Annotated in this window: 18 protein-coding genes; 4 read left to right on the plus strand and 14 right to left on the minus strand. The window is 47.3% G+C overall.

Features of this window, described 5'->3' with window-relative positions; genetic code table 11:
• Positions 1 to 235: 235 nt before the first annotated feature.
• The 11 genes from DXZ20_RS09880 to DXZ20_RS09935 form a co-directional block, all read right to left on the minus strand.
• Complete coding sequence (locus DXZ20_RS09880) at positions 236 to 1,735, minus strand: glycosyltransferase family 39 protein (RefSeq protein WP_163697887.1); 1,500 nt, start codon at positions 1,733 to 1,735, stop codon at positions 236 to 238.
• Between the two features lie 133 nt (positions 1,736 to 1,868).
• Positions 1,869 to 2,891 carry a glycosyltransferase family 2 protein gene (locus tag DXZ20_RS09885; RefSeq protein ID WP_163697889.1) on the minus strand — a complete coding sequence of 341 codons (1,023 nt, stop codon included), beginning with the start codon at positions 2,889 to 2,891 and terminating at the stop codon, positions 1,869 to 1,871.
• A 435-nt stretch (positions 2,892 to 3,326) separates the two neighbouring features.
• Positions 3,327 to 4,838 carry an oligosaccharide flippase family protein gene (locus DXZ20_RS09890; RefSeq protein WP_163697891.1) on the minus strand — a complete coding sequence of 504 codons (1,512 nt, stop codon included), beginning with the start codon at positions 4,836 to 4,838 and terminating at the stop codon, positions 3,327 to 3,329.
• 45 nt (positions 4,839 to 4,883) lie between these two features.
• Positions 4,884 to 5,924, minus strand: coding sequence for a sulfotransferase family protein (locus tag DXZ20_RS09895; protein ID WP_163697893.1), 1,041 nt, complete (start codon positions 5,922 to 5,924; stop codon positions 4,884 to 4,886).
• 50 nt (positions 5,925 to 5,974) lie between these two features.
• Positions 5,975 to 6,745 (minus strand): acyltransferase, encoded by a 771-nt coding sequence (locus DXZ20_RS09900; RefSeq protein WP_163697895.1) that lies wholly within the window; start codon positions 6,743 to 6,745, stop codon positions 5,975 to 5,977.
• A gap of 45 nt (positions 6,746 to 6,790) precedes the next feature.
• Positions 6,791 to 7,834 carry an NAD-dependent epimerase/dehydratase family protein gene (locus DXZ20_RS09905; protein ID WP_163697896.1) on the minus strand — a complete coding sequence of 348 codons (1,044 nt, stop codon included), beginning with the start codon at positions 7,832 to 7,834 and terminating at the stop codon, positions 6,791 to 6,793.
• Between the two features lie 49 nt (positions 7,835 to 7,883).
• Positions 7,884 to 9,524 (minus strand): class I SAM-dependent methyltransferase, encoded by a 1,641-nt coding sequence (locus tag DXZ20_RS37365; protein ID WP_250565703.1) that lies wholly within the window; start codon positions 9,522 to 9,524, stop codon positions 7,884 to 7,886.
• Between the two features lie 59 nt (positions 9,525 to 9,583).
• Entirely contained in the window at positions 9,584 to 10,126 is a 543-nt protein-coding gene (locus DXZ20_RS09920) for a metal-dependent hydrolase (RefSeq protein WP_163697899.1), read from the minus strand.
• A 52-nt stretch (positions 10,127 to 10,178) separates the two neighbouring features.
• Entirely contained in the window at positions 10,179 to 11,840 is a 1,662-nt protein-coding gene (locus DXZ20_RS09925; RefSeq protein WP_163697900.1) for a glycerol-3-phosphate dehydrogenase/oxidase, read from the minus strand.
• A 112-nt stretch (positions 11,841 to 11,952) separates the two neighbouring features.
• Positions 11,953 to 12,579: a glycosyltransferase family 4 protein gene (locus DXZ20_RS09930; protein WP_163697902.1), complete on the minus strand. Its 627-nt coding sequence runs from the start codon at positions 12,577 to 12,579 to the stop codon at positions 11,953 to 11,955.
• A 66-nt stretch (positions 12,580 to 12,645) separates the two neighbouring features.
• Entirely contained in the window at positions 12,646 to 13,218 is a 573-nt protein-coding gene (locus DXZ20_RS09935) for a glycosyltransferase (protein ID WP_163663721.1), read from the minus strand.
• 517 nt (positions 13,219 to 13,735) lie between these two features.
• Between DXZ20_RS09935 and dnaG the strand changes: the two genes are divergently transcribed.
• The gene (gene dnaG / locus DXZ20_RS09940) at positions 13,736 to 15,685 is read left to right on the plus strand and encodes a DNA primase (protein ID WP_163663719.1); all 1,950 of its coding nucleotides are present in this window, start codon (positions 13,736 to 13,738) and stop codon (positions 15,683 to 15,685) included.
• Positions 15,686 to 15,718: 33 nt separating this feature from the next.
• Here the strand turns inward: dnaG and DXZ20_RS09945 are convergent, their stop codons facing one another.
• Positions 15,719 to 16,903 carry a C39 family peptidase gene (locus tag DXZ20_RS09945; protein ID WP_163697904.1) on the minus strand — a complete coding sequence of 395 codons (1,185 nt, stop codon included), beginning with the start codon at positions 16,901 to 16,903 and terminating at the stop codon, positions 15,719 to 15,721.
• Between the two features lie 74 nt (positions 16,904 to 16,977).
• On the opposite strand from DXZ20_RS09945, the gene DXZ20_RS09950 reads away from it, so the two are divergent.
• Complete coding sequence (locus DXZ20_RS09950) at positions 16,978 to 17,424, plus strand: YraN family protein (RefSeq protein WP_163663715.1); 447 nt, start codon at positions 16,978 to 16,980, stop codon at positions 17,422 to 17,424.
• A gap of 24 nt (positions 17,425 to 17,448) precedes the next feature.
• On the opposite strand, the gene DXZ20_RS09955 is transcribed toward DXZ20_RS09950, so the two are convergent.
• Positions 17,449 to 17,838, minus strand: coding sequence for a hypothetical protein (locus tag DXZ20_RS09955; RefSeq protein ID WP_006517587.1), 390 nt, complete (start codon positions 17,836 to 17,838; stop codon positions 17,449 to 17,451).
• Positions 17,839 to 18,081: 243 nt separating this feature from the next.
• Between DXZ20_RS09955 and queA the strand changes: the two genes are divergently transcribed.
• Together queA and DXZ20_RS09965 are read left to right on the plus strand one after the other, a co-directional pair.
• Positions 18,082 to 19,137, plus strand: a complete 1,056-nt coding sequence (gene queA, locus DXZ20_RS09960; RefSeq protein WP_163703454.1) for a tRNA preQ1(34) S-adenosylmethionine ribosyltransferase-isomerase QueA — start codon at positions 18,082 to 18,084, stop codon at positions 19,135 to 19,137.
• A gap of 238 nt (positions 19,138 to 19,375) precedes the next feature.
• On the plus strand, positions 19,376 to 21,073 hold the full coding sequence (locus tag DXZ20_RS09965; RefSeq protein ID WP_163697906.1) for an ATP-binding protein: 1,698 nt from the start codon (positions 19,376 to 19,378) through the stop codon (positions 21,071 to 21,073).
• A 363-nt stretch (positions 21,074 to 21,436) separates the two neighbouring features.
• On the opposite strand, the gene DXZ20_RS09975 is transcribed toward DXZ20_RS09965, so the two are convergent.
• A complete protein-coding gene (locus DXZ20_RS09975; RefSeq protein WP_163697909.1) occupies positions 21,437 to 23,245 on the minus strand; it encodes a PAS domain S-box protein in 1,809 nt (602 codons plus the stop codon).
• Between the last annotated feature and the right edge of the window lie 5 nt (positions 23,246 to 23,250).

The raw sequence follows: 23,250 nt of genomic DNA on the forward strand, positions 1-23,250 counted from the left end.
TTCGACGGTGAGCTCAGCCGAACCGCACAAGGGAGTGCCCCTACAGGGTTGTCCATTTTAATTGGGTTTAATGGATTCGGATTTGATATGACAGGACATTCAGGGTGCTTCCTTTAGGATGCTTCCTTGACAAAAGGCGGTAGAGATTATTGGCTTGGATCTCTACCGTTTTTTATGGAAAAATATGTTGTACTTTTTTCTCTTGCCTTTTCAACAGGGCAAGCTCCAAAGTAAGCTAGCGTTGGGTCAGTAATAATACTTTAGAGCCTTGTTCATATGCGAAAGTCTCTTCTACATTGTATTGTGCTTTAATTTGCTGCTCAAAGTTGGGATAGTCTTGCTCCTTCACCTTTAAAACCAGCCATAGTCGAGTCGGCGCATCTGGAAAATTATCCAACCACTGGCCGATTTCAGCCTCACTTTTGACGCCACGACTCTTATTTGAATAGATCTCTAAAGACCCTTGGTAGTAATGGTTCAAGACGAGCTTTCGAGCAAAGAGAGACCACACAACCACATCTTCAGGTTGCTCATATTGTTCAATGGTTTCAACAATAAACTTATAATCAGGTCGATCTTGCACAGTGTAATAGCGCACCAATCCGCCGCTTACGGCGATTAGATAAGCCAGGCTGACAACTATGGCTGCAAGCCGCCACTGTCGCCATAGTCGGCTCAACCCAGCCGCTAACAGGAGAAATAGGTAAGGACTAACAAAAACAAGATAGCGATTGACCCAAATCGGGATCGATATATAAGAAAAGGCTAAAATCGGCAGCAATGGCAAGGCAAACCAGGCAGCTGCCCACAAAACCTGGGGGGACTTATGCTTTTGGAAAAGGGCTAGACCAATCAATCCTGCTAATAGAAAGGTGAAGAACCTATAAAACGAAGATGCGATCGCATCACTCTGCACTGAAAATGGCCACACCGTCCAGAACTTCAGGGTGCGTACCACATTGCTTAACCCTGGAGGATTGCGCCCAGGATGGTGTGATGCATAGGTAGAGTCTGGAGCAATGGCTTGAAAAACAGATAAAACAAAGGGCGACCACAAGACAAGTATCAAGACTAGCCAGCCTGCAAAGCGGATCAATGCAGCCCGCTGCTGGCGGAAGCGCAAACCATAGATGACAACATCGGGCAACAATAGCACCACATTGAGTGGCACAGCCAAAATTGCCAACCAACGAAATATACACCAGGCAGCCAGGGATACATGGCTGGGAGCCCCTGTTTTATCTGTGGGTTCTTCCATCAGGGCTTTAGCCAAATACCATGTGCCCGCTATCCCCAAACAAGCAGATAGCACATACATTCTGACTTCTTGGACGTGGTTAATAAATAAGGGAGAAAAGGCTAAAAAAGCCGCTGCCACCACCCCTTCCACTTTTCCTAGAAGCCGATAACCTAATCGGTAGATTAAAAAGATGGATGCGATCGCAAAAACCACCGACAGACTACGCAACCAGGCATCACTACTGCCAAACTGTTTCCACCCCGTCAGCAATATGTAGTAAAGCGGCCTTAACAAGTTTCTACCAGATTGGATGGCCGGTAGCTGAGAATCTTCGATACTACTGAGCTCATCCAGCCACAGCCCCTCTGCATTAATGCGATAAAAATATAGAACTGTCGCTAGGAGCATCAATAGCGTGATCGGCAACCATTGCTGAATATTAGGCCTAGTATTCTGATAGGTCTTCTCAACAGGGCTGATTTGATCAAGCTTCATCTAAATATCTCCCCTAAACAGAATGATTGAGATGTCTGACACGCTGTTCTTCGAAATCATGCTCAAATTGAACCAATCCCCTAAGTAGAATGTTGGGAAAGTGTTGATTAGTCAACACAATAGCCACAAAAAATTAGAAGCTAACCTTATCGCGAATACGATAAATGGGCTTATTCTGAGACTCATGATATGTTCTCATCAGCAATTCACCCAGTAGCCCAAAACAGAATAGCTGTATACCTGAGAGAAATAAAACCACAGCCAACATCAGCAGAGGACGATCACCAATGGCCTGGTTGAGAATAAATTTAAGAAATACGAGATAGATTGCCAGAAAAGACCCAACTGACAATGATGTCATCCCCAAAACCCCAAATACATGCATGGGACGGGTCAAGAAGGTTTTCATAAAATAGACGGTGAGCAGATCCATCATGACTCGAAATGTTCTGCCTAAGCCATATTTACTCTGCCCGAAACGGCGTGGATGATGCCGTACGGGAATTTCTGTGATTCTGGCACCTTCAATAAATGCTAATGCAGGCAAAAAACGGTGCAATTCTCCATACAGCTTCAGATCTGAAACTAGTTCAGCTCGATAGGCTTTGAGAGAACAACCATAATCATGGAGCTTAACGCCTGTCACCTTCGCAATTAACGAATTAGCAATTTTTGAAGGGAGAAGGCGTGTTAAGGCGGCATCCTGTCTCTGTTTACGCCAACCACTTACGAGGTCATATCCCTCTTTCATCTTCTCTAATAGTCGAGGAATATCTTGTGGATCGTTTTGTAGGTCGCCATCTAAAGTAATAACTATTTGACCTTGGGCATATTCAAACCCAGCCGCCATGGCCGCCGTTTGTCCATAGTTGCGGCGAAAGATAATGGCGCGCAGTTGCCCATGGGTTTGGGAAAGATCTTTTAACCGTTGAGTTGAGCCGTCTTTAGACCCATCATCAATACAAATAATTTCATAGCTATATGCTTCTTGATCTAGGACGGTTGAGACTTGCCCAATGAGCGTAGGCAGGTTGTCAAATTCGTTATAAATGGGAATGACTACAGACAGATATAGGGTCTCCTCAGATACTGCCGGTTGCTCAGACAAAAAATTGTTCGACAGGACATTGGGATGCACAGAAACCGAAGAGATCATAGTGTAAATCCTCAAACTTAGCGAATGATATAACCGCAGTCTAAAAATAAATTGAGAATATCCAGGAAACTAATTGAGTAACGAAAATAGAAAAGCCGAGTAGCTACAGAAATCACAATAAAAGACAGCTCTTTTTGCCCTAGTCCAGAAGCAAAAAGGTCAAATATTGATTTAAATATCACCAGGTCAGTACTTAATAAAACAGAGACACTGTTACTGACTGACCATCATCCTGCTTATAGAATACCTAGGAGATGCGTATCTCTACTGAGAAACATGTACGTTTTACGTAATCTTTACAAGTAATTGAGAGGTTTATGGTTTCTCCACACTTACACATGTACTACAGAGATTCTAACCGTAAACTCAGACAGCTTTACGGCATATATCAGCAGCTAAACTCACTGACTTTTGTCAAGAAAATAACGCTAACAACTATTTACTAAAGCCTAGCTTTTGTTGCAGTTGGTTAAGCATTGTGCGATCGCTACTTTCCAGACCGAACGTCAGCACCAATGCTGTATAAAGGGTCACAATTATGCCTAAAGTGCAGCTCACCCTTGTTAAAGTGGGCCACCCTGCAAGTCCAGCGTTGATGCCAATACCGCATAATAGAGAAATACCTCCCGCAGTAATCACCTTAAGATATCCCCACTGAAACCCGTGTATTTTTAACACAGAATACACTTGCAAGACACGCAACAGGTTAACTCCCAGAATGCTGATGCCTGTAGCTACCGCTGCTCCCATCAGACCCCATCGAGGAATCATAAACATGTTCAGGCCAATATTAGTGATGGCTAATACAATATCTCCCATGAGTTTGAGATTTTGATGGCCTGACATGGATAAAATATGCATAGAAAATCCTCCAGGACCAGCCCTTGCCAATTGGCCAGCAGCAAGAATAATCAGGGGCAGCCAGCCAATTCCAAATTCTTGACCAAATACTTTTAGAATATCTTCGCCAATCACTGCTACGCTCAAAAAGAGAGGCAGTGTCAACGAAAAACTCCACCGAGAAGCCACGCAAAAAAGCTTATCCAACTCCTCTAGTTTGCCGCTGCTGTAAAGGTTGGCAATCATCGGGGTGAAGATAGTTACTAGCGATCGGGTAAACAGCGTCATTAGCAATGCTGTCTGGGATGCGGCTCGATAAATACCAACCTCAGCGGGCGGGCGAAAATATCCCAGCATCAGAATATCCGTCCACAGCATAATCAGCCACAGAAAACTCCCCAATGACAGTGGGATAGAAACAGCTAATAGCTTTTTGCTCTCAAAAATAGGACGAGGCCGTTGTTTGAAAAGAACAGGGCAAAGTCTTTGCAAAACACTGAGAGTGGCTAGCAGCGAAACAATGAGTGCTAACGTCCATGCCATAGCAGCGCCTCGAAGTCCCCAGCCCATATAAAATAAGGCGATCGCCAACACCAAATTTAGTAATGGCAGTAAGACTTCCCAAATAAAAACCTTGTAAGTGGCTGTCTGAAATCCAGTGGTGGCAAAGACACCAGCTGTCATGCTAGCTCCAAATGGAAGCGCTACCGCAAAAGCCTGTAGGGCAGGCACAAGCTCGGGCTGTCCAAAAACAATCTGAGCAACAGGCTCAGCAACCAAAAATAGAGCTGCCCCAAAAACGAGCCCACTGATCAAGGGAAAGCCCAGAGCCTGGAGCAACACACCTTTCAGTCGTCTCTGATCGTGTTGATCGTGATGAATTGAAACGTAGCGAATTGCGCCTGTTTCTAGACCCATCCTGGGAAACAGTTCTCCCAATTGATAGATAATAATACCTAAGGTATACAGTCCAAAGACCTCTGCACCCATTAACCAAGCGAGCAGCACTTGAGTCAGATACTTCAAACCAGTACTGATAACTTGGCCCAGGAAGGATAACCCAGCGCCCTTAATCAGCTTATTAAAAGTGGTATTTATCTGAGCCAAGCCCTATCTCCCGTGGTTAACTAGAAAAAATCTCCTATGATATTGCTATAACCCTAATCTGAGACGGCAATAAATCTGCAGCCTGCGCAGACCATCAATATGACCTTTCTTATTTTTCAACATAGCCAGGATCTTTCGAGGTGGATGCTCCAGAAATCGAAATCGCATGGCTTCTAGAGCTGATACACGCGGCTGGCTTAGTTGTGGTGTATAGCCATACTGTTCAAGGGTAGTCCCAGCCACTGCTTCAAAAATATGGAGCTGTCGCGCTGTCATTTCAAGCCGCCATTTGCCAATGTTACTAACTAGCGGTGGTTTAGACAGATTTTTCTGATTATTACGATCCGTGGGATAAGCGGTCTCTGTTTTATAAAAGGAAAGCATTTCAGGAGAAAACTCTTCATTCAGAAAAGTGCAGATCCTACGCACAACACTTTCGGGTTTTTGCAAGAGTTCTTCGTATTTCACATCCAAAAAAGAGCCATTATCCAGTTCTGTTTTAAGGACAGAAGCAACTTCAAGATGTTGCTTCCATTTTTGGGCCAGTGGATACATATGCTTGGGACCAAAGCGTGCTTTTTCCCAGGACAGAGCTACGTCCCGACCATCCCGCACAATATGTAAAACTTGCATCTTGGGGAACGCACTCAAAATTTCACGCCAATAAAAAAGATGTGCAGGCGTCTTTTCTCCCCAACGCTGTTTACCCTGGGCCTGGGTCCACGTTCGTAGAATGCCGTCCACAATTCCATGAAAGTTATACTGGGATATGGTTGCTAGTACCTCTTGACGGCTAAGACGAGGTGACCAATCTCGCATAACCTCAGTTGCAAGAATGTCATCCACCAAGCGCTCACGATTTTTCAGCTGACCCAGATCTCCGTAATATTTGAGCCAGGGGTAAAAGGTATTATAAAGATGAGATTCAAAAGGGATGGCAATTCTGGGATGACTCCCAATCAGTCGGCTCAGTAGGGATGTTCCTGAGCGAGGACAGCCAAAAATAAAAACAGGAGATTCAACAGTAGTGTGGCTCGGGGCTCCAGATGGGGACAGATTATTGATAATGCTTTGCTTGTTAGTCATTTGGCTAGATCTTGATAAAGCAGTAGCAACAATGAAAACGAAAAACACCATCACTCGGAGCGCTGACGCACAGCTTTAGCAGGTACACCAGTAGCCACGGTATAGTCGGGCAGGTTTTTAGTGACAACAGCACCCGCACCGACAATACAGCCCTTACCAATTTGAACGCCATCTAGCACAATGGCTCCTGCTCCTAACCACACATCATCACCGATCTTGACAGCACCTTTGGTATATACACCTTGTTGCATCATGGGCAAATCCAATCGATCGGTAATGTAGCGTCCTCCACCGATGTAGCAATTACCCGCAATTAAAACAGATGCACCAATGGAGATGCCACCGCTAGAAGAAATAATGGTGTTGCAGCCAATATCTGTATTGTTACCAATGGTGACGGCAGCGGTTTTACTTTGAATCACGCAGTTGCGAGACACAATGACATTATCTCCTAAGGTGATACCTGCTTCCACACCACTAGCATCTAGTAACCCATAGTCGTCAATGGCAACACCTTTCCCCAGGGTAATTCGACCAGGGCAGCGTAGGGCGATCCCTTTCCCAAAAATTGCTCCACTGCCAATGTCTTTAAATAGCACCGGGTAGAGTTTTTTCCTGAGCAAATACCCTAAGGTGCCGGGCAGATCGCTGAGGAAGAATGTGAATACCTCATAGGTAAGAAAAGGTAATAGTTTTGTGTTACCTAGAACCTTAGCCTGATATTTTGCCAATGCAGAACCGTTCCCTTGATTTAATTGTTCACTCAAGGGTGTCTTGTCAATTCGTTTTTGACCTTGATTTTGATGTTGGGAAGATATCATGGCTAACTTTTGGATAAATAGTTCACTATCAAAGCTGCGGTTAGATTACGCTCTTTGTTTTGGATGCCTATGGGTTAGCCAACCGTTATCCAGGTACCATTGAGCCAGTTCGATTAACCCATCTTTATCTTGATGACTGGGGGCAAAATTCAACAGTTTTTGCATTTTGTTGGTATTAAAAGACCGATCTTTGGTGTAGAAAGCTAAACGCCGCCGATAGATTGGTGGCTCTATCCCTAACGGACGAAAGATGAGTTCACACAGATCGGCCAGGACAAATAATGGGCTGGCTGGTAAGCTGAGAAATCTTGCAGAGACTCGATAGTAGTTGCCAATTAAGCCGACCATATCTCGAAAGGTAATAGCTTGTTGACTGCCACAAATAAACACTTCACCAATAGCCTGGGGGTGAGTTGCAGCGTGAATAAAGAAATTAGTTAAATCATCCACATGGACAAAGTGCAACAGATTACTACCGTTGCCAATGGCAGGCACCCAGCCCTGCATCACCATCTTGTAAATCTTTAGTAGTCGCTTCTCTCCAGGTCCATAGATGCCCGCTGGACGCACCACAGTCATGGGCAAGCCTGATTGTTGACCAAAGTCCCTAATCCAGATTTCACCTTCTAGCTTGGTTTCTTGATAAATATCTCCTGGTTTTAGGGGACAGTTCTCGTCACCAGGAGGCTCATCCACATGACCATGGACGCCAATGGTGGACACATGAACAAAGCGACGGAAGTCTGGCTGTTCTAAGGCTGCTTTTGCCAGGAGCTGAGTGCTCAAAACATGGACATTGTGATAGCCAATGTCTGGTGACTTTGCTTCCCGAAAGGGGGTCACCATGTGAAAGGTATAGTTCACATTTTGGGTGGCGGCAGTAACTAAGTCTGGGTCAAAAACATCGCCTTGAAACCATGTGACTGGCAAGCCTTCAAAGGGCTTAAGGTTGGAAGTTTTACGGGCAATGGCAACAACCTCTACCCCCTGTTGTAGGAGTTTTTTTACCAAATTTGAACCGGTAAAACCAGTGGCCCCTGTAACCAGGGCTCGACTCCCAGATGGCAGTTGGTACTGAGTGCTTTCCATATAGGTTTGAATATGCGAGTTTAATCAGTCAAAAGATTATCTGAACCATCTAACGCTTCTGAAATTTAGCAATCACAGGTGAACCCAATAATCGCGTTAACCCTAGCAGTCGGGGTGCTTGCTCTAATAAAGAAGAGACTTTTGGCTTCCCTAACGTACGATGAAGCACCATCGGCCAAAAGAATTGAGCATAGCGTTGACTTGGGTGCCAGCCGATAGACTCGCAGTGGTCAATAATTTCTTGTTCGTGATAACAAACAAAGGGACGGGTATTGCCTTCTAACCCTTTTTTGAATTTGAAGAGGGCGGGTGCGATCGCATTTACACTACGCACCGTCGGATAGTCCACAATAACAGCCTTACCAGCTACTCTGGTAAGCTCCCTGAGAAACTGCTGCCACTGGGTCACATGGGCTAAAAAGCGATAGCTAATCACCACATCAAAGGCATTATCTGAGTAAGGCATATCCAGCACATTACCTACCTGAAAGGCGCACTGCCCCTGGTCAAGATAGGTCTGAATTCGGGCCTTACAGATCTCGGCACTCCCCAGCACAGTCACGTCATATCCTTGCTCTATCAGGACTTTGGTCAACTGACCGTGGCCACCGCCCACATCTAGCACCTTCGCCCCTGGGTAAGCGGCCAACATTTTTAAGGTGGCCGCTTCTTGTACCTGTAATAGCCACTCACCAATGGCCCCAGCAAACCGAGAAGCATAGTCCTCAGAGGATGTTTCGATATCGGCAGTTTCAGGAAAACCGTCAGGAGCTAGCGTGTTTTGAATTGCCATGGGTGGGGGTGGAGATGGCTGGACTCTCCCCCTAAGGGGTACTCCCCTTAGGCCCCCCACCCTGAGAGCAATTTGATTGCGCATAAAGTGCCAGGGTGTCTCTAGGCTACCGTAGGGTTGCCAGCTCACCGCTGGATTGAGCAAACTCGATTTTATATAATGCCCCGGTTTGTGGCCATCAAATTCTCCCAATCGCATGAGACCATATCTACCTGGGCGAGAAACTTCTAAGTTCAAGGGCAACGGATCCGTACCTAGCAAAACGGGGCGTCCTTGCTGCTCTACTTGCGAGAAATACGGAGGCCTTAGCCAAAATTGAGGTCGCCCACTGTTATCTCCCAGAAATAGGGGGGATAGGGATTTCTGTTGGAGCAGATGGGTAATTAAATTTCCTCGTTTACCAACCCATTTGCCCACTCCCCAGGGCAGTACAGCAATGCCTCCAGCCGCTTGAATGGCTTCAATAGTGCCTTGGGTCGATAACCCATCGGGGAAGGTGCGATCGCAAATTAACGCCGCCACTTCTAACTTTTCAGCCGTAACAATTTGTCGACCCGCCACCAGATAAAGGGTTCTACCTTGAGTATCAGTAGCTCGCAAAGACAAGGTTTCTGCGGTCGGATGAAAGGTCCAGCGATGGGAAGATTCACCCACACGTGTCAAAAGGGCCTGAAACCAGTTGTGAGATTTACTCTCTGTCAGCAAGAGCACACCAGTAGACCCAGCTTGATGCCCAGTCTGGCTATGGAAATTTTGCCAGGCTGAGTCTAGAAATGTATCGATATTAAAGCAGTCATAAATATGAACATGGGTGTCAATCAGAATAGGCTGACTGCTGGTTGAGGGGAAAGTTTGAGGGTTGGCTCTATTGACTTCAGCGTTGGTTAGAGAGGTCATAGGATTAATCAGTGCTCAGAAGGATTTGGCTGTTCTAGCTCAATCGCATCATGTAATAGTTACTGTTCAAGGCGTGACGTCTTATGTTTTTGTTGCTGCCTAAATGATTTCCACTGAGATAATCCCCACAATAAAAGAACCGTATAGGTAAGCTCAAACGTCAGAAAGAAGAGGTGGATGGAATTGAATAGACCATGGGAATGGTGCACCGCTGGAAACAAAGGGACGGCGGACTGAAACATCTGATCACTAACAGGCCACAGCAACGGGATACCTGAGCCTCCTTGGGTAAAAAAATCTAGAACCAGGTGAGAACAGTAGATAACCAGGGTGAGGGCAAAGATTCTGAGGTGCTTAATAGCAGTTCTATTGCTGGCTAATTTGCTCACCATCAAGCTAAATATAAGCGCAAAGATCAGACTGTGGGTAAAGCCGCGATGGGTATTGATCCCAGCCACAATTTTGGGCAGAAAATCAAAATCTGCTGCGATCGCAACAAAGACCGCATATAACGCCAGGGGTAAAACGCTATGAACTTTAGGAAACTCCAGCCCTCTGGCGATGGCATAACCAGAGACGGAATGGGCAATAGGAGATGGCATAGGTTAGTTAAATAAAAGATAAATAAAGCAACAGATCAGGTTTTGAACACAGCTACACGGTGACAACATCTCGACTAGACGTTTTATCTCCAGACATTAGACCTTCGATTTCTGCTTGGGTTTGAGCATAGCTCCAACCTAGCTCTTGAGCCATCGTTTCTCCACAAAGGCGAATCATGGCATCACTAGGGACACCAGCCGATCCCAGATCAGTGCGGCGGAAAATCACATCCTTTAATGTTTGAGCCATTTCTGTCTGTACGGCATGACGAACTTGAGCGACAATCGCTTGGGTTGAGTCTGCGCTTTGACCTCTAAAGATATCCGAGTAAACACAACCATAGTTGTAGACAAGATGCCGCACTTCAGAGGGATTTAGCTGACTATGGTCTTGTTCAAGAATCTGTTGAATAAAGTCTTCAATATTTTCAATGGATCCACCTACCAGTGTTGTACTGGCTGAACGTGAGGGTGGGGGTGTCTGCTCCCAGGTACGGAATAAATAATCCACAACCTTTTGGGCTACGTCTCGTGAGGTGGTGTATTTAACACCGGTCACCGATAACAGGCCTCCATAGCCCTCAGCGGCATGGTCCCGAATACAGTAGCGTTTTGCCAGCCGAGGTTCACCACTGCTAGAAAGGCCTATTTGTGGCAGTAACCCACCATGGACAAAGGCCACATCCTCTCTAGTCAGTTGAGCAGGTCGGTAGGCTTGGTTAATCTGTCGCAGCAGGCTTTGGATTTCCGCTTCGTCCACATGCCAACTATCGGGTGACTCGTCACATACACTGTATAGTGTGCCGATCATGGATGTGCCACGCCAAGGTGCTACAAATAGCATCCGAGATTTTTGCTGTGTCTTTTGGGTACCCATGCCTTCAGGTAAACTTTGCAAGGCAATGGCGTAGGGCGTCTTCAACAGCGGTCGACGCAGCACCACATTCCAAGCCTTAGCAAATGCCTGGGTAGATGGAGGCTTAGGCAATCGTGCTAAGACCTGGTTCAGCCAAGGTCCGCTGGTATTGATAACGGCTTTGGCTCGAACATCAAATGATTCATGGGTGAACGCATCTTGAGCAACAATGCCTTGAATCCGATCCCCGGTCTGTAAAAAATCCGTTGCTTTGACATAGTTCGCAACAGTGGCCCCTTGCTGAACGGCTGATTGGATAAAAGCTAATGTCAAGCGTTCAGAATTATAAACTTGGGCATCGTGGAAGGTGGCTGCGCCCGTTAATCCCTGTGTTGTAATCTCGGGTACTTGTTGCTGACACCATTGCCGAGAAAGAACCCGACCCGGAGGGATATGCTTTTGGGGATCGCTCAAGTGTTGGTTGCGATCGCAACTAATTAAATCATTGAGCTTCAATGCAACAACCATGGCCTCTTTCCCCTTCAGACCATGCCCATAGGTAGGCACTAAAATCGGCAAGGGATGAACCAAATGGGGGGCAATACGCATCAACGTCTGCCGTTCTCGAATAGATTGCCGCATGCGTCTAAAATCAGCAGTTTGCAAATAGCGCAATCCACCATGAATGATCTTTAGACTGTTGGCCGATGTGGCTGCCCCAAAATCAGACTTGTCAATTAAAGCAACTGACAAACCCCGCAATGTGGCCTCCCAAGCAACACAGGCACCCTGAATTCCACCCCCGAGAACCAAAAGATCAAACGATTGATTGGATAATGCCTGTAAGTTTCTCTGCATAATTGTGCCCGTGCTGCTGTGAGCCTCAAATCAACCCATTTGAGTCACTAACTAGAGACCTTCTTTACCAGAAAGCCTCTTACCAGAAGAGACCCTCTGATAAGAGGCTTTCTTAGTAGCTATTGGAAAGATTAGAGGGTTGAATTTCACCTAATAATTGAGTCTGCAGCCAGTCATATAGCCCAGTCAATTTATCGGAAAATGCCTCATAGGTATGTTGCTTCGCAATTAGCGCTTGAGCTTCAACTCCCAGCTGCTCCCTCAAATCTTGATCTTGCATCAAGTGCAACATTCCTTGGGAAAAGTCCTGGGCTTCAGGCGCTGCAAGTCTAGCCACCTGATGGTTAAGCACCTGAGTATGGGTGGGTAAATTAGTCGCCAATAAAGCCTTACCGCTATCCAGGTAGGAATATAACTTCATAGGCGTATTATTACCCTGGGTACGGGGAGAAACCAGAATATCAGCCTGAGCTAAGTAGTACGCCAAATCTTCTACGGGGCGCTTACCAATAAAGTGTACGCAAGCGTCAATCCCTAACTGTCGAGCATATTGCTGATAGTGCTCAATGTGCTCAGATACGCCACCAATAACGACCAGATGAACTGCATCCATCTGCGCCATAGCCAGCTTAAAGCTATCTAAAAGTAAATTGATCCCCTGATATCGCTCCAGGTTGCCCACGTACATTAACAGGGGGCCTGTGATTTTATAGGTCTTTCTTAACTGAGTTAACTGCATTGGTAAATCCCCTTTTTTGATAGAAGCAAACACAAGCAAACACAAGCAAACACAAGCAAATCAGCTCTAGCGAGACTGATGTAGCAGTGAAATATCAGGAATTACAACAACTTTCTTGTTCGGGCTGTAGCGCTGCACCTCAGTAGCCAATGCCCGACAAACAGGAATAACAGCCTCTGCATTTTTCACAGCCGTCCCCTCAAATGCACGTAGCAAGGTCTGGAAAAACCGTAACCTAGGGTACTTATCAATTAGCTGACCTACAAGGGAGGAATCCATATCGTAAACGTACGGAATACCAAAGACTTTCTTTATAAATAACGCAATAAAAACAGCTTCTTCACCCGCATGGACAAGGTCATAGCGCCCAGTCCTAGCCAATTTAACTGCCTTAATGAATACAAAAACGTCGCAGAGTAACTTTTTTCCAGAAAATCCAGGACGAATATTTCGAGTGAACCTGAATGATGGGGTGCGATGGATTCTCACATTTGTGTAGTACACATCCTTGCCTTCGGCAAATGTAATAACATCAATGTTTTCACCACGACTTGAGAGAACTCTCAGCACAAGGTCAACTGCGATAGGGGTACCCCTTGCCTGGTAAAAGGGATGTGGAGCAAGCATCAAGATGTTCATCGAAACTCTTCTATGCTCGAATGTTGTTAAAAACGGACAATCACACCGAAAACACAAAACCAAAATAAGCCCTACGAGTTATGACCTCACTAGGGACTAATTTTTAACGTTTCTATTATGCTGTTACGTAAAAATGGATACAGACAATCAAGAGGACTAAGTCCGCTGGATATTGAATCCATTACTTAACAACATTTCCAACAAGAAGCTAGAACCCAATTGGAAAAAGTTGGTACTGCCTACAGCTCCTAAAGTCTAGGATGGTACTCCTACTTTACGGACCCTCGTAAATTTTCGGATATGTAACCACGAATATATCCATATATACGTAGTTTTTTCAATAGCTGGATAGGCTTCATTTATGTAATATCTATATTTTGAAGACCTGATTAAAGATTGTGTGAGCTTGGTTCAATTAAGTGAATAAGCTTGCATACTTCTAACTTGGTTTGCCCTACAGCTTGCTCGCTATGATTGATCCTATGATGGTTAGGCCAACATAGCCACCTGGAGCTCCATGGGTTCTCCCCGCATACACCCAGATACCATCGATGATGTGCGCCAGCGAGTGGACATCGTTGATGTGGTGTCCGAACATGTGGTGCTCAAAAAGCAAGGCAAAGACTTTACGGGCCTCTGTCCGTTTCATGATGATAAGTCCCCTAGTTTCAGTGTCAGTCCTTCGAAACAGTTTTATTACTGTTTTAGCTGTGGCGCTGGGGGAAATGCTTTCAAGTTTTTGATGGAATTGGGGCAGCAATCGTTTGCGGAAGTCGTCTTGGACCTGGCGCGACGGTATCAGGTCCCTGTCAAAACCTTAGAACCTGCCAAACAACAAGAGTATCAACGCAAAGTCACCCTGCGGGAACAGCTGTTTGAAATTCTGACAGTGACCGCTAAATTTTACGAACACGCCCTATATCAGAGTGCTGGGCAGGAGGCATTGGCCTATTTGCGATCGCAACGCCAATTTAGTGATGACATTCTCAAGCACTTCACCTTTGGCTATGCCCCCGATGGCTGGCAACCCCTCTATGGTTATCTGGTGGAACAAAAAAACTATTCAGTCAAACTGGTGGAACAGGCCGGTCTGATTTTACCTAATAAAAAAGGTACGGGTTACTATGACCGTTTTCGCAATCGGGTCATGGTCCCCATCCATGATCCCAACGGACGCATTATTGGTTTTGGGGGGCGCTGTCTTGGGGATGAAAAACCCAAGTACTTAAACTCACCGGAGACCGAGCTGTTTGATAAGAGTAAAACTCTGTACGGGTTGGATAAGGCAAAAGGTGCGATCGCAAAGCAAGACCGCGCCATTGTTGTCGAAGGCTATTTCGATGTGGTTGCCCTCCACGCGGCAGGGATCACGAATACTGTGGCCTCTTTGGGGACTGCCCTTAATGCCGGACAGGTGAGACAGTTACTGCGCTACACCGAATCAAAGCAAATCATTTTTAATTTTGATGCTGATGCTGCCGGGGTTAAGGCAGCACAGCGAGCGATTGGTGAAGTTACTGAAATGGCTCACCGAGGTGACGTGCAGCTACGAATTCTCAACATTCCTGACGGCAAGGACCCCGATGACTACCTGAAAACCCATGTCGCTGATGAATACAATGCCTTAGTTGATGCCGCTCCGCTGTGGCTCGACTGGCAAATCCAACAAACCCTACAAAATGTAAACCTGAAACAGGCCGACCAGTTTCAAAAAGCATCCCAGGATATCGTCAAACTGCTGGCCGACATTGCCAATGCCGATACTCGCACCCACTATATTCGCCACTGCGCCGAAATCTTTAGCCAGGGTGATGCGCGACTAGTGCCCCTGCTGGCCGAAAACTTTTTAGCCCAGGTACGCCGTCAGCGACGCTCCCCAGACGACGCACCTCAAAAGTTTAAAGTCGCCATTAAAAAGAGTGCGCTGGAAGAAGCAGAAGGGTGGCTTTTACGGGTCTACATTCACATGCCGAAAAATCGCCAAGCGGTTAAACAGGCTCTGGAAGAACGGGATTTGCAACTGAGTTTTTCCCATCATCGTGCCCTCTGGCGCATGATGATGCAGTGGCAGACCGCCGATGAGGCGCAACCTGACACATCTCCCATGCGCCTACTGGAGCAGCTCCGCAATTTAGCCTCAGAATCCACCGGCCCCCTTTCCCAGGTCCATCACCTGCTTTATCTCGATGAAAAGACGCAGCGTGATATTCTCCGTGCCCCCCTAATTATTCGAGCATCCGTAGCCTGCATGGAGAAGACCCTATGCGAAAAGCGATATCGTTACTTTCTAAAACTGTGGGAAGAAACTGACTTAGAAACTCAGCCTGATGAATGCGCCTACTATCAAAAGCAAAGCTATGCCGAGAAAAAGCGGATCGCTGAACTAGAGCAAGAGCGGCAGGTCGCTTTTGAAGATTTGGCCAGCTTACCCTGGGTTGGTGAATTTTATGGTCAGTTGGATGGATAAGCGGTGATCGAGCTGCAACGGTAGCCATAATTATTACGCACGGCTCCCTTTGAATAGACGCCCCCAACCACTACCAGGGCCTTCAACCTCAAAACGAGCACCTAAATTTTTATAGCTGTAGTGGCGATAGGACCCATCGGTCGAACCAGGATAGCCACCGTTCACCAAGTCCATCTCTCCATAGGGGTCGTGGATAAACATGCCACTGTCGTCGTAGCCCACTGCCAAAATCATGTGACCACCACCACGGGGGCTACTGACAGGCCCCTTGTGCAACACACCTAAAACGACCGGACGACCTGCATCAAGTTCTTTTTTGACATCATTCATCGAAAGCGTAGTGTGCCATGCCGACTCCACCCCCAGGCTTGACAGTGCTCTAGTCTGAGCGCCATGGTCCGTAGTGTCTCCGTAGGTTTCTACTTTAGGTAAGTAGAAATTGAGGTCTGCATTTTGGTCTTCGCCACATTCTTCCCAGAGGGCCGTTTTCATGTAGAGTGCGCCCATCCAACAGCTGGCGGTATTACACGTCCGATGCGCTTGGGCCGCGTTGTCACGCTGGGAAAAGTACATGACCGGCAGCTTTTTACCTTTCTTGGCAGGCTTAGGGGCGGGTTTTGCGGGTGCAGGCTTTGCGGGTGCTTTGGCGGGGGCAGGCTGGGTACTCTTAGTCGCTGACGCTTTAGCTGCTACTGGAGCCGTTGCATTAACCTTCACTAGCCCCTGTTGCTGCAAGCGCTTCAAAATTCCGGCTGCCCCCATTTCAGGGGTCTTCTTTGCCAGGACATTGGTGCTGCCCCACACCCAAGTGGACTGGTTACCTGAACCATCTTGAAAGCCATTCCAAAGGTCAAATCCCCAGAGATAGGCAGCTACAGTGCGGGTAGTTGCTTGGTGATATTTTTTGTCAATGAGAACTTCTGCCACTTTCTTTTCAAAGAGGGCAGGCTCGCGGAAATTCCATTCTTTGTAATGCAAAATGCCAGCAAACCACCAGGGCACAGTGGTTGATTTTTCCACAGCATCATAGTGCGATCGCAAAGCCACCAATCGATTAGTCACCCCCTGCGCTAACCCTAAAGACTCTGACCGTACTGTGCATCGGTCAAACGCTTGTTGATACTCTGCATAAAGGTCCGCTTTTAGTTTTTGACTCATGATGCGCTGTCTAGCCAGGGGATTTTGTGCCATATTACCCAGTTCTCTGGCGATTTTCATCGGTAGTTAGCAGTACTTGATTTTATGCTGACAGCCCAGGGCAATCTAGCTCGAAGGCTTAAACAAGAACGGCTATGCCTGATCAAGATCTGGGAGTGTATGGCGAGCAACTAGTGGAGACCTGGCTGATGCAGCAAGGCTGGGAAATTCTTTATCGACGATGGCACTGTCGCTGGGGAGAACTAGACCTTGTGGCCCAGGGCTACAACACCCAAGGTGGCCAGCTGAGTAGCGAAATGCTGGCATTTGTAGAAGTGAAAACGCGCAGTCGGGGCAACTGGGATCTGGATGGGCTATTATCCATTACCCGCGCTAAGCAGCGAAAACTTTGGACCACGGCTCGCCTCTTTCTCACCCGCCATCCGCATCTGGCTCAGTTGCCGTGCCGTTTAGATGTGGCATTGGTTAGCTGCCATGGGAAGGCACCACAAACAGCCAGGGCTCAGCTAAAACTGCCGGACGGTGCGCGATACCTGGTGCTACAAGATTATTTGGTCAATGCCATTGAAGGATGGGCTTAACCCCCACCCTCCATGAATAATTAATTACGCCAGGGTTTCAGGGCAATAGCCTAAACCTTGAACAAACTGCTTGCGAAATTCTTCAATTTCGTAGCGGTCAGGTTTGCCATGGGAAACAACAGCGACCTGGTAACGACGCATGACATCTACGGATGTTTGGCCAGTTTCCAAACCCCATAACGCCATCCGCACGCGATAACCGGGTTTGGAACGACCGCCCAATTCATCTAAAAAAGCTTGAAAGTTCGATGCCGTATCCGGAGAGACACTTTCATGCAGCCTAACCCGAATAATCCAGCCATCGATACGATGAATAACACTTAAGAACTCTAACGGGAGCTGAGTGAGGCGATGTAGCCTTTCAACAACTCGCAGAACAAGACTGGCATTGGATAAATAGTAAACGTAATCCATAGGTATAAAGCGGTGCTACAGTCTAGATCGTTTGAATCACTTAGGCAGCCGGTCCCTAGAAATCCATCTAATAGTCTGGCATTAAATCCCTCGGCTTAGTAAGGCCGAAAACACGCCTTTATCAAAAATCAACGGTATTTCATCTGCTGTTCTTTATAAACTATGTCTCCATCTAATAGCCGTCAACCATCCCATAGTCAAGAATTGATCGATCAACAGCAGGCAAACAGCGATTATTCCTTGATGGCTTATCAATATGAACTACCGCCAAGTTTGATTGCACAGGAACCGGTTATACCCCGAGATCACTCTCGCTTAATGGTGATCTCATCAAACACCGATCACCAGCATGCCTATTTTAAAGACTTGCCTAAGTTTTTGTGTGCTGGAGACCTCCTCGTGATTAATAATACGCGAGTCATTCCGGCAAGAATGTATGGATACAAACCAAGTGGGGCGAAGGTTGAAGTTTTATTACTAGAACCCCGTATCCCACCCCATCAATGGTTGGCACTGGTCAAACCAGGACGACGCTTAAAACCAGGGAGTTCAATCTATTTTGGCCCAGATTTAGAGAACCCTCTGCTAACGGCCAGGGTAGAGGATTGCGATCTCGACACCAACGGTCGATTACTCACGTTTGAAACCATAACGGATACCCCCATCGACAAACTTATGGAAGCTTTCGGGGAAGTTCCGTTACCGCCTTACATCACCGACTCCCATGCGGAGCCGGACCAATATCAAACAATCTATGCCCAAAACCCCGGTGCCGTGGCAGCTCCTACAGCTGGTTTGCACTTTACCCCAGAGGTATTTCAAGCGCTGGAAGAAAAAGGTGTGCAGCGAGCTGAAGTTACGCTGCATGTAGGGTTGGGCACCTTTCGCCCGGTAGAATCAGAAGCGATTACTGACCATAAGATGCATGCAGAATGGGTTCATTTACCCCAAAGCACAGTCGATCTGATTAAAGAAACTAAAGCACGAGGTAACCATGTTTTTGCTGTCGGCACTACGACCACTCGCACCTTAGAAGGCGTGGTTAACCAGGAAGGCAGTCTCAAGGCGTACCAAGGTGCGGTTAATTTATTTATCTACCCTGGCTATCAGTGGCAAGTGGTGGATGGATTGATCACTAATTTTCATTTGCCTGGCTCCAGCTTATTGATGTTAGTGAGCGCACTAGTGGGCCGTCAGCGACTGATGGATCTTTATCAAGATGCGATTAAACAGGCCTATCGCTTCTATTCCTTTGGTGATGCCATGGTGATTTTGCCGGATGTTTATCGTTTAACTTAGGGAACTCAAAAATAGCCTGTTCGTCATTCTCCATGTCCCCCATGGAGAACGTGCCGTCGTACGAGCTTCTTTTGAAGTTATGTTTCGAGGCCGTTCTCCCTTTCTTACCATGGCTTGCAGAACATTTCAGGACGGTACTGCATGCATCCCTAAAAGATCAGGTTTCTTTCCAGCAATACAGGTTTACTATGGTGGGTGATATTGGCTTGCAAGCCAGCACTGATGCGATCGCACCGCTATGACTCCAACGGCTCACTCCGATTCAGGTACTGAGAATCCAGTAATTGGCACAGTCAAGGGCCCTGGCGAAGATGGCAACCAATATGTCTTTATTACTGCCGATAACAAGCGAGTCAAAATCGGTGAATTTGTCTTTTATGCCATCGAAGCACCCGATAGTAATGGCTCCTGGGAAATTTTAGGGAAGATTTCTGACCGTCGACTCATTGATCATCTACCGGATCGGATTTTTGCTGACACACAAATTAGCCCAGATACCATTGCCTCACTGATTGGGTTTGCGTATCCCAACCCAGAAATTTATGAGGTCACGGTGGATGTCATTGGCTACTTCCATCCGGCCCTTGGGTTTATTAACCCTCGCATAACCCCAGATCCAGGGGCCAAAGTCCATATTGCAGCAGATAGCCGCCTACAACAGGTCGTCAATAAAAAGCAGCCAGGCGAGGTGGGATCTGCCCAAATTGGTTCTCTACTACTGCGTCCTGGCGGCAGTGTCCCCGTCGCCCTGGACGTGAAAGAAATTGTCAGTACCCACATGGCTATCCTGGCGGGGACGGGCTCAGGCAAAAGCTACACAGCCGGTGTCCTCATCGAAGAATTTTTGCAGCCCTATAATCGAGCAGCGGTACTCATCTTCGATCCCCATGGAGAATACAGTACCCTAGCAGAAATGCGAGGTCATTCAGCCTTTCATGACAGCGATGGCTATGCCCCTAAAGTCCAAATTCTCACACCTGAAGATATTCAGATTCGGATGTCGTCCCTGGACTATTACGATATTCTGACCCTACTGCCCGAGATGAGTGACCGTCAACAGTCCATACTCAACAAAGCGTTTACCATTTTGGGTAAACATAAACGGGGAGACTACCGGTGGAATGTAAATGATCTCATTGCAGCAGTTTACGAGGCTGACACCACAGCTGATGATGAGGGCAATGACAAGGTGGGCTCGTCTGCTCCTGCGTTGGAGTGGAAGCTGGACCGTCTAGCTCGATCTCCTTACTTTCATCAGATGAACCACATGGCCCCCCGCGATTTATTTGAGCCGGGGCAGGTGACCGTCTTGCAGATGAACGAAATCAGCCAGGAAGAACAGCAGGTTATCTGTGCAGCGGTGCTACGTCAGAGCTACCATGCGCGCATCAACACGGCCCGCGATAAAATCGAAGAAGGTGATGAAAACTATTTACCTTTTCCTGTATTCGTCTTGATCGAAGAAGCCCATCGCTTTGCCCCAGCCAAGGAACCATCTCGTTGCAAAGCAGTGCTCCGTACAATCCTCAGCGAAGGTCGTAAGTTTGGCTTGGGTGTGGGATTAATCACCCAACGGCCCGGCAAGCTTGATTCTGATGTGCTCTCCCAGTGCATGAGCCAGTTTCTTATGCGCATTGTGAATCCAGTGGATCAAGAAAGTCTGAAGTATGGTGTAGAAGCTGCTGGGCGCGATTTACTTAAGGAGTTACCAGCCCTCACTAAGGGGCAGGTGATTATTTCTGGAGCCTGTGTTAACACTCCTGTCCTTTGTCAGGTACGTAAACGCCTTACTCAACATGGTGGTGAGACTCTCAACGCTCCCCAAGAATGGCAGGGATATTTTCAAAAGCATCGACTACGCACGCAACAAATTAAGTCTGCACCTGTGGCAACTAAGCCTAAGGCAACTACCTTTAAAGGGGTGAGTATTGAGTAAGAGTGGGTTCATAAACAAATACTCAGCAGCCTGAGGAGTCTTTGACGCTCACCATCGTCGATTATCGGTTAACCGACGCAGCCTTAAGCGAATCATGATCCCATAGACCGCTCCTTCATGGTTTTCAGGTAACATCTCATAGTCTCGGTACAGACGTCTGGCCTTATCTAACCAAGATAATGTTCGCTCAATTACCCACCGATAATGCGCAAGAATAAAACTCTCTCCTAGTTTTGTTGTAAGTTCTAAAATACAGTGATAAACCTGTTCTATAATCTCTCCTAAGACTCCCAGAATTAATATCCATAGACTCTTGCAAGGGTGAGTATTGAGTGAGCTTGGCCATAGGCCTTTCTGGGTTCTTCAGCTCCAAAATTCGTCTAAATCGACTTCGGCTATTTCCTGCTGTACTTCCTGAAAGTAGCTGCTGGCAGTTAGGGTGGCGACTTCCTCTTGCCGCTGCTGCTGATCGATTTCAATTTTTAGCTCGGCCAGCTGGCGTTTTAGCTCGTCTTCGCGCCGCTTGCGTTCCGTAATGTCTTGGACAATGCCCTCATAGTAGAGCACTTGACCTTGGGAGGTGCGAACGGCTCGGGCGTGGATTTGGGCCCAAATAATACTGCCGTTTTTGCAGTAGCACTGATATTGAAACCCGGTAATGCTGTCTTGCTGGTCGATTTTTGCTTGAAAGTCTGCCCGTTTTTCTGGATCAACATACAGCTGCGTACCAATGTTGGTAATGCTATCGATCATCTCTTGGGGAGAGTCATAGCCATAGATGTTGGCTAGGGCTGGGTTGACATTGATAAAACGGCCTTCAGGGCTAGATTGAAAGATCCCCTCCAGGGCGTTTTCAAAGATGCTGCGGTAGTTTTCCTCGGCAATGCGGATAGTCTCAAAGGACTGCTTCAGCTGCCGAGTCATTTTGTTAAATGAGTTGGCCAGGGTATCAATTTCGGCAATAAAACTGGACTTCACCTGCGGGTCTAGATGGCCTTGGGCCAAGCGATCGGAGGCTTGAGATAGCCGTAGAAGCGAACGGGTGATTCGACGGGCCGTCAGCACGCTTAAGGCAATGGCAACCAGCAGCGCTAGCCCACATAGCAGGATGGTATTGCGGGTGTTGGCATTAATCTGGCCCATAAAATCGGCTTCGGGCACAACGACCACAATCAGCCAATCGAGACCAAACCCATCTTGGAACGGCAGCACTTCTAAAAATTGGCGTTTACCGTTGAGCTGTAGCTGTAGCTGCTGAACTTCGGTCACGTTAGTAAACCCATTGAATCGCTGGGCGAGGTAACGGGCCGTATCTCGGACTAACTGATCGCTGCTATTGATAGCTAGCAGGGGGGTGGCAGTATCCCCATCGTTGACCATCAGGGGTTCATCGGTTGAGTTGGAAATCAGCTGCCCCTGGCGATCGATCACAAAGGCTTGCCCGGTTTGCCCGATTTGTAGGCTTTGTAAAAAGGTTCTAAATTCCTCTGGGAGCACCACATCCGTTGCACATACTCCCAGCACATCTTTGCCGGAGCGATCATACACAGGGAGGCTGGCAGTAATATTGGGTAGCCCAGTGGTAAAGGCAATGTAGATATCTGTCCACTGGGGCCGCTCGGCCAAGGCTGCCGCTTTATACCAGGGACGTTGGCGAGAATCATAGGGTGTATCTGCCTGCCATAGAAAGTTAGTGCGTTCTCCCCGGACATCTAAGCTGTAATATCGGCGCAGTTTTTGGGTGGCGGGATTACTATAAGTTAGCTGCAGTGCACCATTCTCAGGCGATCGCAACACTCCAAAAAATTCGCCACTGCGGGCGCTACCGCAGTAGGCCAGGGCAATGGTGGGGGCAATCCGCATCTGTTGATAGAGCTGGGTTTCACCAAAGCCTGCTCCGTCTACATCCAGTATGCCTCTGGCAAAGGCGCTGGCGTTGAGTCGATTGATCTCGTGGGGGGTTTCAAAATAGCTCTGTAGTTCTTGTTCAATCCGGGCTGTGACCTCATGGCGTAGTTGGATAGCCAGCCCATTCACGGCCTTTTGACCATTGCGAAAGGACAGATAGCCCACTAGACCGACGGCTCCGACAATTTGGCCAACAAACAGCACAATCAAGACCACTCGTAGGGGCAGATTGTTGGGCGACTGCAGGCGAGCTGGTAGTTTCATGGGGT

Source organism: Adonisia turfae CCMR0081, from assembly GCF_011009555.1.
GTDB classification, from domain to species: domain Bacteria; phylum Cyanobacteriota; class Cyanobacteriia; order Phormidesmidales; family Phormidesmidaceae; genus Leptothoe; species Leptothoe turfae.